The sequence below is a fragment of the Dellaglioa sp. CoH-56-MRSF-12 genome, from assembly GCF_056782075.1.
The window spans coordinates 328,488-345,709 of the sequence record NZ_JBXAYD010000001.1 but is presented as its reverse complement, the minus strand read 5'-3'; the positions used below and the strand labels follow the sequence as shown (position 1 = coordinate 345,709).

Annotated in this window: 10 protein-coding genes; 5 read left to right on the top strand and 5 right to left on the bottom strand. The window is 35.4% G+C overall.

Annotated elements, in window-relative coordinates:
• Positions 1–14 precede the first annotated feature (14 nt).
• Both AC1RPY_RS01585 and AC1RPY_RS01580 read left to right on the top strand, forming a co-directional pair.
• Positions 15–2,648 carry a glycoside hydrolase family 38 N-terminal domain-containing protein gene (locus AC1RPY_RS01585; RefSeq protein WP_481760884.1) on the top strand — a complete coding sequence of 878 codons (2,634 nt, stop codon included), beginning with the start codon at positions 15–17 and terminating at the stop codon, positions 2,646–2,648.
• Positions 2,649–2,682: 34 nt separating this feature from the next.
• Positions 2,683–3,960 carry a glycoside hydrolase family 125 protein gene (locus tag AC1RPY_RS01580; protein ID WP_481760885.1) on the top strand — a complete coding sequence of 426 codons (1,278 nt, stop codon included), beginning with the start codon at positions 2,683–2,685 and terminating at the stop codon, positions 3,958–3,960.
• Positions 3,961–4,035: 75 nt separating this feature from the next.
• Here the strand turns inward: AC1RPY_RS01580 and AC1RPY_RS01575 are convergent, their stop codons facing one another.
• The 3 genes from AC1RPY_RS01575 to AC1RPY_RS01565 all read right to left on the bottom strand — a co-directional run bounded on the left by AC1RPY_RS01575 (position 4,036) and on the right by AC1RPY_RS01565 (position 7,966).
• Positions 4,036–5,457, bottom strand: coding sequence for an AcpB/EbpR/MafR family transcriptional regulator (locus AC1RPY_RS01575; RefSeq protein ID WP_481760886.1), 1,422 nt, complete (start codon positions 5,455–5,457; stop codon positions 4,036–4,038).
• Positions 5,458–5,970: 513 nt separating this feature from the next.
• Positions 5,971–6,282 carry a helix-turn-helix domain-containing protein gene (locus tag AC1RPY_RS01570; protein ID WP_481760887.1) on the bottom strand — a complete coding sequence of 104 codons (312 nt, stop codon included), beginning with the start codon at positions 6,280–6,282 and terminating at the stop codon, positions 5,971–5,973.
• Between the two features lie 277 nt (positions 6,283–6,559).
• Positions 6,560–7,966 (bottom strand): C69 family dipeptidase, encoded by a 1,407-nt coding sequence (locus AC1RPY_RS01565; RefSeq protein WP_481760888.1) that lies wholly within the window; start codon positions 7,964–7,966, stop codon positions 6,560–6,562.
• Between the two features lie 406 nt (positions 7,967–8,372).
• Here AC1RPY_RS01565 and AC1RPY_RS01560 point away from each other — a divergent pair, with 406 nt between their 5' ends.
• Genes AC1RPY_RS01560 through AC1RPY_RS01550 form a run of 3 tightly spaced genes read left to right on the top strand, consistent with a single transcriptional unit; the run spans position 8,373 to position 13,818 of the window.
• Positions 8,373–10,235 (top strand): TerB N-terminal domain-containing protein, encoded by a 1,863-nt coding sequence (locus AC1RPY_RS01560; RefSeq protein WP_481760889.1) that lies wholly within the window; start codon positions 8,373–8,375, stop codon positions 10,233–10,235.
• Positions 10,232–11,563, top strand: coding sequence for an ATP-binding protein (locus AC1RPY_RS01555; protein WP_481760890.1), 1,332 nt, complete (start codon positions 10,232–10,234; stop codon positions 11,561–11,563). The genes AC1RPY_RS01560 and AC1RPY_RS01555 overlap by 4 nt, the downstream gene beginning before the upstream one ends.
• An 11-nt stretch (positions 11,564–11,574) precedes the next feature.
• The gene (locus AC1RPY_RS01550; protein WP_481760891.1) at positions 11,575–13,818 is read left to right on the top strand and encodes a DEAD/DEAH box helicase; all 2,244 of its coding nucleotides are present in this window, start codon (positions 11,575–11,577) and stop codon (positions 13,816–13,818) included.
• A 406-nt stretch (positions 13,819–14,224) separates the two neighbouring features.
• On the opposite strand, the gene AC1RPY_RS01545 is transcribed toward AC1RPY_RS01550, so the two are convergent.
• Positions 14,225–15,349: an MFS transporter gene (locus AC1RPY_RS01545; protein ID WP_481761137.1), complete on the bottom strand. Its 1,125-nt coding sequence runs from the start codon at positions 15,347–15,349 to the stop codon at positions 14,225–14,227.
• A 349-nt stretch (positions 15,350–15,698) separates the two neighbouring features.
• On the bottom strand, positions 15,699–17,120 hold the full coding sequence (locus AC1RPY_RS01540; RefSeq protein WP_481760892.1) for a carboxylesterase family protein: 1,422 nt from the start codon (positions 17,118–17,120) through the stop codon (positions 15,699–15,701).
• Positions 17,121–17,222 lie beyond the last annotated feature (102 nt).

Genomic DNA, 17,222 nt, shown 5'->3' with positions numbered 1-17,222 from the left:
AAAGGGTGTTTCATTTGAAACAGATTCATGCAATCGCACATACTCATTGGGATTTTGAATGGTATTTTACACGTCAAGAGGCTCGAATTCAATTTGCCTTCCATATGGACGAAGCTTTTGAGGCATTATCTAAAAATGAACTAGATTATTATCTATTAGATGGACAGATGTCAATTATTGATGATTATCTAAATACAGCTCCAGAAAAAGAAGATCTTATCAAAAAATATGTTTCTATGGGTCGTTTACTCATTGGACCTTGGTATACTCAAATTGATGAAATGGTTACTTCTGGAGAATCTATTGTTCGCAATATCAGAATTGGATCAAAGCTAGCTGACAATTTAGGTGGCGTAATGAAAGTTGGGTATCTCCCAGATTCATTTGGACAAGGACAAGATATGCCAAAAATATATAATGGATTTGGTATTAATAGCACCGTTTTCTGGCGTGGGTTCCCTACAGAAAACGATTCCCGCTATTTTTACTGGACAAGTAATGACTCCTCCAAAGTTTTAGTTGCTAATATTAAAAATGGCTATTATGCAGGTGTAGATTTAGTTGAAAATGATAACTTTTTCGATTTAACGGAGAAAATCTCAACGAATACTACATCTGACAATCTTGTTTTACCAATTGGTGGCGACCAGCGAGCTATCGATCATAATTTAAAAGATAGACTTGCAACTGCTAATAGTGTTCTTTTACAATCTGATTCTGTTATTCAAGAAAGTACGTATCCAAAATTTTTTGATGCATTAGCTAAGGAGTCCAATTTACCATCATTTAATGGAGAATTCATTGATCCATCAGATTCTAAAATACATCGAGGAATCTATTCTTCTCGTTACGATTTAAAACAGCTTTACGATAAATTAGAACGGAGAATGACTTATGAAGTCGAGCCTTTAATGGCTATTGCTACACATCAGGGTATATCTGAAAAGCAAGGTTTAATTGATGATATTTGGAAGACTATTGCCCGTGGACAAGCTCATGATAGTTCCGGTGGCTGTAACAGTGATAAAACAAATCAAGATATCTTACATCGTGGAATTGTGGCAGATCAATTATCTCTTTCACTCAAAGATTATCTACTTCGTAAACTAAGTATTTCTATTTCAGATAAAAAACAATTAAATTTATTTGCTTGGAATCCACTTCCTTTACCAGTTAATGAAATTCGTGAATTCGAAGTTAGTACTTCTTTTGCTAATTTTAATCTTAAAACAATAGACGGCATTGATGTTCCTTTTGATATTATTTATCAAAAGGAAGAAAATGCAGCAGTTTTACGCCGTGATCAAACTGAAATGACTGATGATTTTTATTATATTACTAAAATTGCTTTTAAAACGATCATATCAGCTACAGATTGGACTGGCTACTGCATTCAGTCCGTCTCTGAAAACAACCCAGTAAATACATTAGAAGTATCTACTGATATTCAAAATGATTTCTACAAAATTTCTTTTGATGACGGGCAATTAAATCTTAAAACAAAGTTTGATAATCACTCATATTCTAATTTTATGACAATTGAAGATAGCGGTGATGAGGGTGATACGTATGACTACTCTCCTGCATTCAAAGATTGGTTATTAACTTTAGATTTTTCAAAATCTGATTCAATAACATTTAAATCAGGAAAATTATATCAAATTATGTCAATTACTGGTTCGTGGACCTTACCAATCAACTTAGAGGAGCGTGCACTAAAAACTAAAACTGGTCGATTAAATTATCAATTAACATTAACATTAACAAAAAATTCTAACGTTATTAAATTTAAGATGCACATTGATAATACTATTCTTGATCATCGTATGCGACTTATTTTAAATACACAATTAACGAATGTCGTTAGCTCGTTCGCAGATACCCCATTTGGTATCATTGAACGTCCTACTGAAGACAAACACCTTAAAGACTGGGAACAAATTGGTTATAAGGAAGAACCAACAAGTATGCGACCAATGATTCATTTCGCTAATTCACATAATAAAGAAGTAAGTTGGTCTTTTCTAACCTTAGGTACGAAAGATTTTCAATTAATTGATAAATCTTTTGATAAATTAGCGATTACATTGTTTAGAGGAGTAGGTTTCTTAGGACGTCCTGACTTAATGCGCCGTCCCTCAGATGCTTCAGGTCTACAAACAAAAATTGTATCAACTCCGGATAGTCAATTAAATAAAGAATTAATATTTGAAGGTGGGCTAGTTGTTGAAGCTGACTTCAAGCCTATTGAACTTCAAAATAAGCATCGCCAATTAAGTCAAAATGAACTTTTCTATCAAGATCAAATAATAAATCGCTTCTCAACACCTTTACAATATTTCATGATGAATCCAGCAAAGACTAACGTTAATCACAATTCAATTATGTCCGTTCAAAATTTAAAGGTCATTATGAGTAGTTTTTCAATATCAGATGATAAAACTGGATTTGAACTTCGTCTTTATAATCCAACTGATAACGTTATCAATCAACCTGGCAATCTCTCATTAAATACTACTTGTAACATTGCTGAACTCGATTTAAATGGTAAAGTTAGCCATTTCATTAATTCAAAAGTTACCACCGTTGATTTACTATCGTTTGGTCCAGGAGAAATTAGAACTTACGGTATCTTTCCAATTAAATAAGTAATTATGATAACTTACGATTTGAGGTATTTAAATGATAAATCAAGAAAAACTAATTAAACAAGTTACGGATTATTCAGAAACAATTTCACTTTCTTCAAAAAAATCTACTGCATTATTTCGTAATGTATTCATTGATACACTAACAAATACGGTTAAAGTACAAAATGATTCAGATATATTCATTGCTACAGGAGATATTCCTGCCATGTGGCTCAGAGATTCGACATTTCAGATACTACCTTATCTTTCACTAACAGATAAGATTCCAGAAATAACATATCTCATCCATGGCGTTATTAATCAACAACTTGCCTATATTAAACATGATCCTTATGCAAATGCATTTAACGAAACTAGTTCTGGTGCACACTACACAGTTGATAAATCAAATATTCCAATATCTGATCTCGTTTGGGAGAGAAAATTTGAAATTGATTCATTATGCGCCCCTATCCATTTGGCATCAGAACTTTATCAAAAATCTGGATATTCAAAACATTTAGACAGTAACTTTTGGCAAACTGTAAAGTTAATTGTGGATACCTTTATTACGGAACAACATCATGAAACTTCCGATTATATTTTTAATCGTTCTAATGGTCCCTCAACAGACACATTGAGTCATGGTGGTAAAGGTGCACCAATTGGGTATACAGGTATGGTTTGGAGTGGTTTCCGCCCAAGTGATGATGCCTGCTTATATGGTTATCATATTCCAGGTAATTGCTATATCATTTGTGTCCTAGATGAGTTGCTTACCTTATCTAAAACACAACCAGCTCCAGTCGAGCTACTTAAAAGAATAAGTCGTCTCCGATCTGAAGTTGAATCTGGAATTGAAAATTTTGGAATCGTATCAGCTCCAAATTCTAATGAAACTATTTTTGCCTATGAGGTTGATGGCTTAGGTAATATCAATTTAATGGACGATGCTAACGTACCTAGTCTATTATCTCTCCCATTTATTGGTTATATTTCACCTGATGACTCTATCTACCAAAAAACGCGTAAATTTATTCTGAGTGATCAAAATCCCTATTATTACTCGGGAAAATATTTAAAAGGGATTGGCAGTCCTCATACACCAAAGGAATATATTTGGCCGATTTCGTTAGCGATGGAGGGATTAACATCAAATAATCCGGAAATTATGCAAAATAATTTAGATATCATTAGTCAAACCGATGATGACACATTACAATGTCATGAAGGAATTAACGTTAATGACCCAAGTCAATTTACTAGAGACTGGTTTTCTTGGGCAAATATGACTTACTGTCAACTTGCTTTACGATATCTGAATATTTAATAATATAGTTAATTTAGAGTAGAGAAATCTACTCTTTTTTTAGGCTTATAACTAATTCAAATCAAAAAAATATTATCATTGAGTATGATAATATTTTTTAAGTATCTCTATTAATTCTTGTTCAACGCCAAGTACATCACTATCCGTCCCTAATCCAGTGATAATATATGTCTCCAGTGCTGAATTCAAATAATTTTTGCTCATAAAATTTGTAATAACTAAATCATAATTCTTAGTAGACTCGTAAACATCTATGTTGACTCGTAAATTAATATTTAATTCCCGACTGGCGTACATCATAAACATTTCCTTAACGCGCTCCTCAGTATTTAAATCCACACCTACCGTTAATAATTTTTCTTTTGCCAATAAACGCGCATTAAAAATTGACATAATCGTCTTGATAAATGAGTCACCATACCTTGAATAAAAGGCATACCATTCGGGATCGCCCTTCGATTCTTCAATCATTGCACTCATGGCATTTTTTACATTTTTAAGAACTAACTCATTATCTTTTCTAAGGCGATAATCTTCCATCATATCTGTACTAGCAGATTTTAAAACGCCGTGAAATAAAAAGGCTTCTGTACAAATTGGATATAAAGACTCACTTAAATCGCCTCCAGCAACCTGAATACCTAAGCTATTCTCAAAGCCATTTTCTAAAAATTCAACAGCTTGTTGCAATTTATTATTATTTTTACGATTAACGGCCACGAAATCATGGGCAACAAAGGTGCTCCATGGTACTGGCACAAAAGCCGTGGTCCAAGCGTAAAGTAGTGCACTTTCAAAATGAATATCAACTTTATGCTTAAACTCTTTAACAATTTCGCCAAATTCTTCTTCAACGCTATCGAACAAAGAATTATTTTTTATCATGTCTTCTAAAACAACTGAAATACTACGATTATCTTGATCGTTAACCATCATTCGTTGACTTGTTACTTTTAACCAAAGCTTTACTCTAACTAAACTACTATCATTCACATTAAAATCAAAATATTCCTCAAACCGTTGGATGACTGCCATAATAATGCCATTTTCACTTGATTGTTCGAATTTAAAATCAATTCCTAAAAACAATGAATAATAAAAAAAGCGAATTTGACTTTCGTTACCTAACATCACACCATGAGAAATTTTCACATGAAATTCTTCTAAAAGAGAATTTAATCGCTTAATCCTTCTAAAAATAGAAGCCTCACTGACATTTAATTTAGTATCTAGATTCTCAACTTTTGCATTACCTTTAGTATAAAAGGCCATTAAAATCTGATAATTTATCGATTTTTTTATATACCGATAAATCGTTTGATTAAAATTCATTTCGCCTTTACCTAATAATTGGACGTTATTTTTTGTAATAATCATGTAGGGTTCATCCCCGGAATTTAAATCTTTATCCAATTGTTGTAAAGCAACTTTTACAGCCGTTTCAGAAACATTTAATTGCTCACGTAATCGTTTTCTTGATAAACCAGTTTCGTTCAAAGCTAATATTTAAATAATTTCGCAAATTAGCCATTCTTGTTTATCGAGAATGTTTTTCTTGTACAAATGCTTACCTCCGAGTATTTCCAATCATTAACATAAATATTTTTTTGAGTTAAATTTTTATCCCCAATACCATACTTAAAAAATAACTTATTCCCCAGAATTATTATCCTCTTTATGTTAACATTTAACCTATTTCATGTCATTTTTTATTCTAATTTCTCTCCAAATACTAACGATATCTTATCTATCATTTAACTTGACATCTAAGTTAAATTAATTCAATTTCCTACTAAAATAACCCTTAACCAGGAAAGTTTCTTGGTTAAGATCTATTATTTGAAGATGACGATCTACCATGGACAATTCTAATTTATTACTATCCAATTTAAAGTTATCGAAAAATTTAAAACCTAAAATAATTGAAATTAATTTAACTAAAGAATACAAAGACAGAAAAATTGTGCATTCTATAAAAAAATAACATAATCCATTATTAATCATTATCATTTATAATTGAATAATTCTAAGAATTGATTTTGATAATTTCTCACGTTTCTCATCTGTTAACGTACTAAAATATTGTAATAATTCTAAAGTAGGTATATCCGAAAACTGTTGCCTACTAAAGAAGTCTGACAATTCCAATTCTAGCGCACTGGCAATATCAGATAATTTATTAATACTGATATTAGCAACGTCCCCTCGTTCAATTCTAGAAATCAAACTAATAGAAACGTTAGACTTTTCAGCAAGCTGCTCAATTGTTAGACTAAGTGCCTTACGTTTTTTTCGAATTAACTGACTTATCGTTTTAACCATTAACTTTCTCCAATCACGAATCTTATTTTACAATAAGTGAAATCAAAGAAAGCTTAAAGATTTTTAAAAACGTTAATTTTAGCAAAAAGCATATTATTATACTTGTTATCATTATAATAAGAATTATATAAACCATATTTAAGTGATCTAAATTTGATTTTTACTAGCATATGAAATGGTACCATATTACTCAAAAGTGCTGCCTAAATCTAGTAATTAAAATAATTGTTACAAAAAAAGTTATCAACTTAATGATAACTTTTCATTTTGTTTATAATTAATCGTTTAAGTTATAACGTAATTTCATTTGTTCGGAACCAGATATAACCATTTCACCTAACAATTGTGTTTGACGTTTTAATGATTCTGTAGCTAACTTATTATTCATTTCTTCTAAAAATGCTGTGATATTTGCTTGTGAACTAACTGCCTTATCAGCAACATTTTGAATTTCATGGTAAGCACTCATTGCTTCAAGTTCAAATGTATTTCGCATATCTACGTAGAAGTCATAATTCGTATCGCCCAACAATGCAGTTGTACAACTGAGCCAATACATATTATTTAAATCAAATTCACCTGTCGCATTTTTATATGATTCTGGTGTGTCATTAACGTTCGCATAGAATGGCACAATTGTATTAAACGTATTTGCACCATAAGCTAACCAGTGAATCCCAGCAATCTCATCAGGTACATCATTACGAACTTGTAATAAATGTACATTATGATTACGGTTAATCCCAATTGGACGGAATCGTGTTTTAATATCTTCTGGCGCACTACCATAAGGATCGTATTCCGTATTTTCAAAATGTGCACTCAAAACAAATTTAACATCTTCAATTGAAATTTTACGATTTGCATGACAAATGAAAGGTAAGTCTTGATCCATTGGATCTTGAATAATTTCAGGATTGAAATATTGTTGACCGTACCATGTACGGGGATTATTGTAGACCGTATCTTTAATTGATGCACTACCAAAGATATGACGTAAATTGTAACCCTCAAAATCAGGATTTAACTTATTATTATCAATTAAGACTTTTAAATCTTCAGAACAAAGTGTGTCTTCTGAATCAAAATCAAACATATCAATATTTCGACGGTTAGGTGCAACAACATAAGCGTCATCCGGAATACGAACAGCTGCCCAATGATGGCCACCGATTGTTTCAAGCCACCAAACACTATCATTATCGGAAAATGCGATACCATTTGGTTCATATGTGCCATGTGTTAAGAGTAAATCGCCTAAACGTTCAACCCCTTCTTTAGCACTATGAATATATGGTAAGACGAGCGTTACAAGATCTTCTTCACCAATTCCACCAGCAGCATAAGGATCAAGCCCTTGAATACGTGGATTACTTGTAATTGTTTCTGTAGCAGACATCGTTACATTATCACTATTGATACCCGCTGCAGGCCAAATTCCGTTTGTTAAAAGTGAGTTTGGAATTGAGGTATAACGCATTGGATTATCTGGTAATTCTACCTTTACACCACTAATAACAGATTGATAATTACGTGGTTGATCTTCAGGTTGTACAACAACAAAACGTTGTGGATCTAAAGCTTCATGCCCATCATCATTTCGAGAAATCATTGTTGAACCGTCGATTGAAGCATTTTTACCAACTAAAATTGATGTACAAGAACCTTGAACTCTTTTTGTCATTTTCCACACACTCCTTATTGATTTTATACTAATAGTATAGCGGTTTTAGCGGTAAATTAAAAGCAGTCTTAACCCCATTTTTGGCGTTAAGACTGGCTCTACAATTTCGTTGACTAAAACTAATTGAAAGCGGTGAAAGGTATGTCCCATACCTGTATTATACAAAATTTGCGCAAGACCTATAATTTGAATAATTTTGTCATAAAGATATTAAAATCATATGAAAAGGAAAATGATATTGACTGTGACGCTACGGTACATCATATACTGACGGTAGTATACATTTTAAATAACAAAAATTATTGATGAATTTAACTGTCCTAGTTGTTTATTCACCTATCTTTGCGTAAATATTTAGGACGTATGGCTACCAACCTTATAAATAACAGAATACTCTGGTGAAAACATGAATTTATCTGAATTAGTACTATACGCCAAGGAAAAATATAATATTATCGAACAATACAAATGGCCTAAATTCCCTAGTTTTTCGGTGTTGGTAGATCCCAGCACAAATAAATGGGTGGCTGTTTTGATGCGTCAAAAAAACGCTACTTCTGGTGATAATATCGAGCGTTGTGACATCAAATACGCACAGGAAATACCAACTGATATTTTACCGTCTTACCTTTCGTCACCTTTTCGAATGCGCGGTCCGAAGTGGTTAGGCGTCCATTTTGACGACAGCACAGACCCAGATGTTATATATCGTATTTTTGATAATGCACTTGAAAAGAACGAACAAAGCGGTAATACGATTGTTCTAAACGCCGAACCTGAACCTATACAACAGCAACAATACCACGCGGTTCCTCTGACGTTTAAGGGAATGACTTCTGATGTCAAAGAAAATAAAATTCCTGAAAAAATGATAAAAATGAGCCAACTCTATGCTTACGGTGATAACTCTTTCAAGCAAAAATGCCGGAATTTTTATGTCCAAGGACAATTTATGGCCGACTACGAAGATGTTTTCTCCTACAATGTCGACATACACCGCTACTTTACAACCTACCATGATCTTGGTTTGAAACAATTACGCGGCTATTTTAGTTGGCGAACAAACATCCGAAAAGGCATTTATAAAAAAATCACGACCTCACTTGCATACCTATATTTGTATGAGTTGGTTAATGGCATAGGCACATCATCCGTGATAGACAGCCTACAAAAAATAAAAGCATTTGAAATCAATTATCTGGACTCCGGTATTGGAGATAATCGTATACGCTTAAACAGCCATAAATGGTTGTTTGAACTAGCAGTAATAAATGGTATAGAACCAGACACGACGTATCAGTACGCTGATACCGAAAAATTACAAAGAGATAATGCAATCATGATTTTAGGTGATCCAGAAAAGCATGAAGACAAAGCAGTATTTGATGCGCTTTGTCTTTTTGGAAGACATAAAATTTTGGCATCAGCTGTCCTTAAAAAACATGAAAAACACGGCACACAGTTATTCGCTCAAGTGTGGCGAACAGCTATAAAAATGGATAATAACTTATTTTCTGCGTGCTTTGGCACAATACATTCTCATCTTTGGTACCCTCTAGGCAACGCCGTATATTACCAAGTAACGCCACAACAGCCACTTATATACAAGTTGAATGATATCCGAAAATATACCTACAAAGATAATGCGTGGTACGAACAGAGTTACCAAAAATTTAACTTTCATCAAGAAAAGTTAGATGGTCTTTTGCGTGAAACAGATCGTATGTTACGACTTTATTTAAAAACTGGTTATCCTTTAAAAGCACGAGATGCAGAAACCTGGGCAGCACCGTACGTTAAAACTGTCATTGCAGCTGACCGTGATTCTCGTTTGAAAGCAGATAAGCCTAAGGTTACCATTCAATTTTCAAATTTAGATAAAATTAGAAGCGATGCGTTTGAAACACGAGACAGTTTGTTAACTGACGAAGAAAAAGATACTTCTGAAAACGTATTACCAAAGCATAATAACATATTGCCATCCACTGAACAGACTGGCCTCGAAAAAATACCTGTTATTGATTCAGAGCCTACGCTGTCACTAAGCAAGACCCAGTTAGAATTATTAAGCTTATTAGTTCGAGGCGAATCTGTCACAGACATGATCCGTGATATGCATGGCATGCCTGAAGTGATTACCGACACGTTAAATGAAACGCTTTTTGATGACATCGGCGACTCAGCTCTACAATGTGACGGCGATACCATCTTTCTTATTGAAGACTATCGGGACGATTTAATTGAAATAATTAGGAGAAATATGAAATGACAAAACAAACTCAAAAAGTACCAAAGCGCATTGCACAAACAGTATTAAATTCCTTAAAGGGTGGTGTTGTCCCTAGAATTGGACTACCTTACGTTACGGTGGGTAGAAAAAATGAAATTCAGGCACTTTTACACGATGTCGATATCATATCAGAAGGCGGTGCATCTTTTCGCTTCGTTGTTGGTAGATATGGCTCAGGTAAAAGTTTTCTGATGCAAACGATTCGTAATTACGTGATGAACAGTGGCTTTATTGTTGTCGATGCAGATTTATCACCAGAACGACGTCTTCAAGGATCAAAAGGTCAAGGTCTTGCAACCTATCGCGAATTAATTAGTAATCTATCTACAAAAACAAAACCTGAAGGTGGTGCACTTAACTTAATTTTGGATCGTTGGATTAGCAGCGTTCAAACAAAAGCAGCCAGCGACAGTGGCCTAACCCCAGGTGATCCTCGGTTGACTGCGATGGTAGATCAAAATATTTACACAGTCACTTCCTCAGTCAGTGAACTTGTATACGGCTTTGAATTTGCTAAATTACTTTCTTCCTATTATCATGCCTATGTCAACGCCGACGATGAACTGAAAGCAAAAGTCATCCGCTGGTTCCGTGGGGAATATGCTTTAAAACGTGAAGCCAAAAAGGACTTAGATATTAATATTATTATTACAGATGATAATTGGTATGAATATTTAAAACTTTTCGCTGCTTTCTTTAGATTAGCTGGTTATTCTGGCATGCTAATTATGATTGACGAGCTGGTAAATATCTATAAGATTCCAAATAGTATCACGCGTCAATATAATTATGAAAAACTGTTAACGATGTACAATGACACACTGCAAGGTAAAGCTAAATATCTTGGTATCATCATGGGAACTACTCCACAAGCTATAGAAGATAAACGTCGCGGTGTTTATAGTTATGAGGCCCTGCGTTCTCGTCTAGCTGAAGGTAAGTTTTCAAAACCAGGCGCTAGAGATTTGTTGGCCCCGGTCATCAAGTTAGAACCATTAACAGCTGAAGAGATGCTAATTCTATGTGAAAAGTTGGCTATTATGCATGCAGATCTCTATAGTTATGAAAAAAAGATGACAGACGATAACCTCGCCACCTTTATCCGAATTGAATATGAACGCATCGGAGCAGATTTAAATATTACCCCACGCGAGATTATCCGTGATTTCATTGAGGTATTAGACATTTTATATCAAAATCCAAATCTATCCATTGACACAATATTTGATTCTGATGAGTTTTCTTATGCCAAATCAGAGGCTGTTTCTAACAAAGTGGCTGACAATTTTTCTGAATTTACAATTTGAGAGGTATTCACATGGATATATATAACCGATATGCGCCTTTTATTCAAGACTACATTTACCGGTCTGGCTGGCGAACCCTGCGCGCTGTTCAAAATGCGGCCGGAGATGCCATTTTTAACACAGATAAGAATGTTCTTTTAACGGCATCTACTGCTTCTGGGAAAACGGAAGCTGCTTTTTTCCCTATTCTAAGCCTACTTGATGAACAACCATCAAGCTCAGTTGGAGTACTGTATATTGCCCCCTTAAAGGCTTTGATCAATGACCAATTTGGTCGATTAAATGAGCTTTGTGAAGAAGCTGATATTCCAGTCACACGTTGGCATGGGGATGCCCCTCGAAGTCAAAAGCAAAAATTACTACGCAAACCAGCCGGTATTTTACAAATTACACCGGAGTCCTTAGAGGCTTTGATGATAAACAAGTCTATGGAAATCCCTGCCCTTTTTGGTGATTTACGCTTTATTGTCATTGATGAGATACATTCACTTTTACGTTCGGATCGTGGTGGACAAACCTTTTCGCTAATTGAACGCCTCTGTCGACTATCGGGCAGTAATCCAAGACGAATAGGATTATCAGCTACAATCGGAAATCCAAAAGCAGCGGGTAAATTTCTTGCCGCAGGTAGTGGCAGAGAAACTATCATCCCAAAGTTTGACGGTGGAAAAGAAGTATGGCGACTGTCAATCGAACACTTTTTTAATTCAGAACCACAAGCTAACGAGACGATAAATAGCGTGATAACAGCCCCACCTACCTCTGCTTTAGAACCTGCCACAGATAAAGCTCCAAAGGCAGCAAATCCAGGTATAGGCTATATTTTTGAACATACACGTGGCAAAAAATGCCTCATTTTTACTAACTCGCGAGAAGAGTGTGAATTAGTCTGTCAAAATTTACGGCAGTACTGTGAAGTCAACAACGAACCGGATCGTTTTCTTATTCATCACGGAAACCTTTCAACAGCCTATCGAGAAAGTGCTGAAGAAGCCATGAAAGATGCTGATTCTCTCATGAGCGTCTGTGCCACCGCAACACTAGAACTTGGTATCGACATTGGTAGACTAGAACGCGCCTTTCAGCTAGATGCACCATTTACGGTTTCCGGATTTTTACAGCGTATGGGCAGAACCGGCAGAAGAGGTGACCCTTCTGAAATGTGGTTTGTTATGCGCGAAGACCACCCAGAAGCTCGTGCTATGCTACCAGATTTGGTGCCCTGGTACCTTATTCAGGGTATCGCTCTCGTACAATTATATATCGAAGAACGTTTTGTAGAACCACCCAAAACAGACAAATTGCCTTTTTCCCTGCTTTATCACCAAACAATGAGTACATTGGCATCATCTGGCGAAATGACACTTGCTGAACTTGCTTCACGCGTCCTAACGCTTTCTGCTTTTCATCGAATTAATCAAGAGGACTTCGGAACTTTACTGCGTCATCTGATCACAATCGATCATATCAATCGTACCGAAAATGGCGGTGTAATTGTTGGTCTTGCTGGTGAACGTATTGTTAACAACTACAAATTTTATGGGGTCTTTCAAGAAAACATCGAATATACAGTCCGTGCAGGATCAGAAGAGTTAGGTACAATTGTCAAGCCACCACCAGTCAGTGACAAGATTGCCATAGCAGGACGTGTATGGGTTGTCGATGAAGTTGATCACAAACGTCGTGAGGTATACTGTACGCTCGTTAAAGGTAACAAACCAGCCTACTTTGGAGATGTCGCTGGGGATATTCACACCAGAATCCTAGAACGTATGCACGATGTCCTTGCAGAGCAAAAAGACTATTCCTACTTAATGCCACAAGCTAGAGGCCGTCTAGCAGAAGCCAGAGAAACGTTTAAAAAGGCAGAAATGGCTAATCGTCCACTGGTTCATCTTGGTGGCAAAATGTGGGCATTGTTTCCATGGCTTGGCAGTTACGCGTTCCTTGCGCTTGAGCGGTTTCTGAAAATCCGTTGTGGTAAACGTCTTGGGTTGAAAGGCATGAATTCATCACGACCATATTACCTACAATTTACCATGTCTGTCAGTGAAGCAGAATTTTATAAAATCGTAGCAGAAGAAGCAGCTACCGATTTTGATCCTTTGGCATTGGTATATGAAAAAGAAGTGCCTGTTTTTGAAAAATATGATGAATATGTACCAGAAGAATTAATTCGTAAAGGATTTGCAAACGGTATCTTAGATCTCAAAGGAATGCAAAATCGCGTGCTTAGTTGGCAAAAACATCTCTAAACAGAGATTCTAAAGTATCAATGTGATAATAAACTAATTAGTTATCTACTTCAACAACGCTACTAAATCATCCGGCACATGACGTGGTCCTCTGATAGAGGTCGCGCCATGTTTTTTTAATTTCTCTAAGGTAAATGCTTGCTCATCATACGTTGTTATCAAATGTAAATGCATCATATACTTCATCGAAATATGCTTATCATGATGCGGATAAGCATCCTTGGCTTTGACAACTAAACATTTATAAATGATCGCTTAAATTGGCGCCGTAACAGACACACAAACAACATCATTTTCTTTAATATATATGTATAAAAAAGAAGGCTCGCATTACGAGCCTTCTTTTTTTGAAAACTTGAAAGTTTCCGAGACTATTCAAATTAAGTTCATCACATTTTTCCTAGTACTAATCATGTCTAATCGCACTGTTCAAATTCTTATGATTAAAAAAATAGATACTAAAAGCTACTGGAACAATTAAAATCATAACTGGAAAAAGTAATTTTATTGGTAAAATATTTGTAATAATGCCACCTAGAATTGGTCCTAAAGACATTCCTATGTCACTCCCCAAATAGTAAGTTGCAGTAGCCAGCCCCTGTTCTTGCAAAGGCGCTAATAATAGAGCTGTAGACTGGCAAACAGAAACCATTGTTCCAAACCCAATGGCCATCAAAGCCGCAGCTAACGCCATCTCTAAATTGTTATGCATTATGGTTAAGAAAAAAAGATAGCCCACAGTCACAATCATACAGATATAAAACCAAACACCAAAGGGAATACTGTCAAAATAGTTTTTTAATAAAATTCGACTAAAAATCAAAACAATTGAATAAATTACAAAAAATAAGCTAACAGTAATATTTAGATTACTTGCTCGAACATACATTACAATGTCAGCCTGGACCGCAAAATATGGAATAGAAATTAAAGCAAAAATTGATGCAACTGGTAATGCACTTCGTTGAATCAGCTTAAAATGTGTCGCTTCCTTACGAACGAAAGATGGCATGGCTCGATTATCAATAAACTGAATTGTGATTACCACGGCAATCGCACTGACAGCGGCCAAAAGAAAAATCATTTTATACCCTACTTTTTGATATATCTCAAGTGACAAAACTGGGGCAACTGCCATAGAAAGAGCGTTTACCAACCCATAATACCCCATCGCCGCACCAACACGTTGGCGCGGCACCAAGAAAGCCAACCAGGTTGCCAAGCATACAGTGCATAAGACAAAACCAACCCCATTAATGACTCTAAAAAAGAATAACCAAGCAGTATTAAAAGAAAACATATATCCAAAATCACTAATGGCACATAGAATACCACCAATAAATGTTAACCCATATTTTGATATTTTATCGGTAAGATTTCCAGCAATAGGTCTTAAAAATAATGAAGTAATACTCATAATACCAACAATTAAACCTGCTAGAGTACTAGTAATACCTAAATGTGTAACATAGCCACTGATTAACGGATTTACCGACTGAATACTAAATTGATAGAAAAAAGTGGCTATCATTACATAAATAACGTCTTTAGAAATAAATGTTTTTCGGTCCAAGTCCTTGTATCTCCCTTTATTCGTTCTAAGTCCAAGAAAATCCTCAAATGTTTCACAATAATATATAGTTTTCTCCACCAATTATTCAGAAATGCAAAATCTATAATTAATCCGAACAAAATTTAAAAGGTCAAAAAATTATGTCTTGCTATCAAAAACAATCACCGCTAGTTTTAGCTTTCGGTCGTCTGCGGAAGCGAGAAGCCAACACATCTTTAAACTGTTGTCATACTTGTTATCTCCAAAAAACACCAATTTGAGTCAGCTAGCCAACAATGAATTGACCTCCACTTTTTGCTATAAACTATTAAGGACGGTCTATTCCTTTAAATATTTCAAGAATATCCAAACTATGTTCTGTAGCATTATAAGGCATGTTTCCAATTCCTTTAGCACTTATTTTATCTACTTTAACAGCGTCCCAAGTAAGATCGGAATGACCTTCCGCCATATCTAATAACGTGTCTTTAATATAATTGTCCCGATCAATTTGTTCTTGACTGGCATTAGGGCTAATCTGTCCAACAATGCCGTACATCTCTGTTCCATGGACAGCGACTTCCGCTCCTTTGACAGGTGCAACAACTAACACATGTGATGTTCCACCTGCATTAGCATGAGCCACTGCTCCACGAATTTGAGGTAATGTAAAGGATAAATGCGTTAATAATAATCCCCTTACCTCTACAGGCTTCAAAGTATCATCAGCAAAGGAATTGATTACTTGCTGGGCTCTAGATAAAGGAATACGCATACTGTGGGCAAATTGCTCTGTAAGCCTGTCAAGGGTCACTGGATCAAAATCTTTTGTCCGATTTAAGACCCAATAAAAAGTTTCTTCTGTGGTACTACTAAATAGAATATCTACATCTTTGTGTTTCCCAGATTCAAGAACATGCATCGGGTGATCAGCTATAACCCCATTTATTAGTTGACTATCGTCAGTAACAGCTATCACATCATTGTCAATGCCATGTGGAGTACCCGGATCAGGTGATTGAGTTGCATTCATTGCTTCAGCTAATTCATAAGCATCGACCTGTAATAAGTGCTCTGGATTATTAACACAGTCAAAATGTTTTAACACTTTTAGAGCACGCTCTTGCGCCACCCATTGAGGCACTAATCGAGAAGGCATACCAGAAAAAGCTGCTAAATGATGATAAAGATTGTCAGCACTAGGCGCTGATAATAGTTCTAATGATGAAAAAGCACCTGCACTATGTCCCGTAACTGTGACATTATTAGCATCACCGCCAAAATAAGCAATATTTTTTTGAATCCATTTAAGAGCCGTTATTATATCTTTAAGACCAAGGTTAGTTGCATCTTTTAATTTACCACCATACTGTGCTAGTGATAACCAACCAAACGGTCCAAGGCGATAATTAATAGAAACGCCTATCACACGACCAGTACTAGCTAGTCCTGATACGTCAGAAACTGCTTGTGTATTTGATCCTAACACCCAGCCACCACCAAAAATATAAACAACAACTGGTAATGGTTCCTCCCCCATGTCTTCAGGGGCCCAAATATTAAGGTTTAGACAATCTTCGCTAAGTCCGCTAACGGCTCCCAGCCAACTTGTATCGCCAGCCTGCAAAGGTGCTGGTCCATACTTAACATACTGCTTTGTTTCATCAAAAGGAACCAACTCTGGTTCAGCAAATCTTTCAGCTTTGGCATAGGGAACGCCTAACCAACTGTGTACTTTATGTGTCGTCATTTCTATCTACTCCAATTTAAATTATTTATGTTATCTGACTGATTATTCCGATTTGTATTAATAATTATTCTTGTAAAACTTTTTCGCAACATCAAGGTCAAT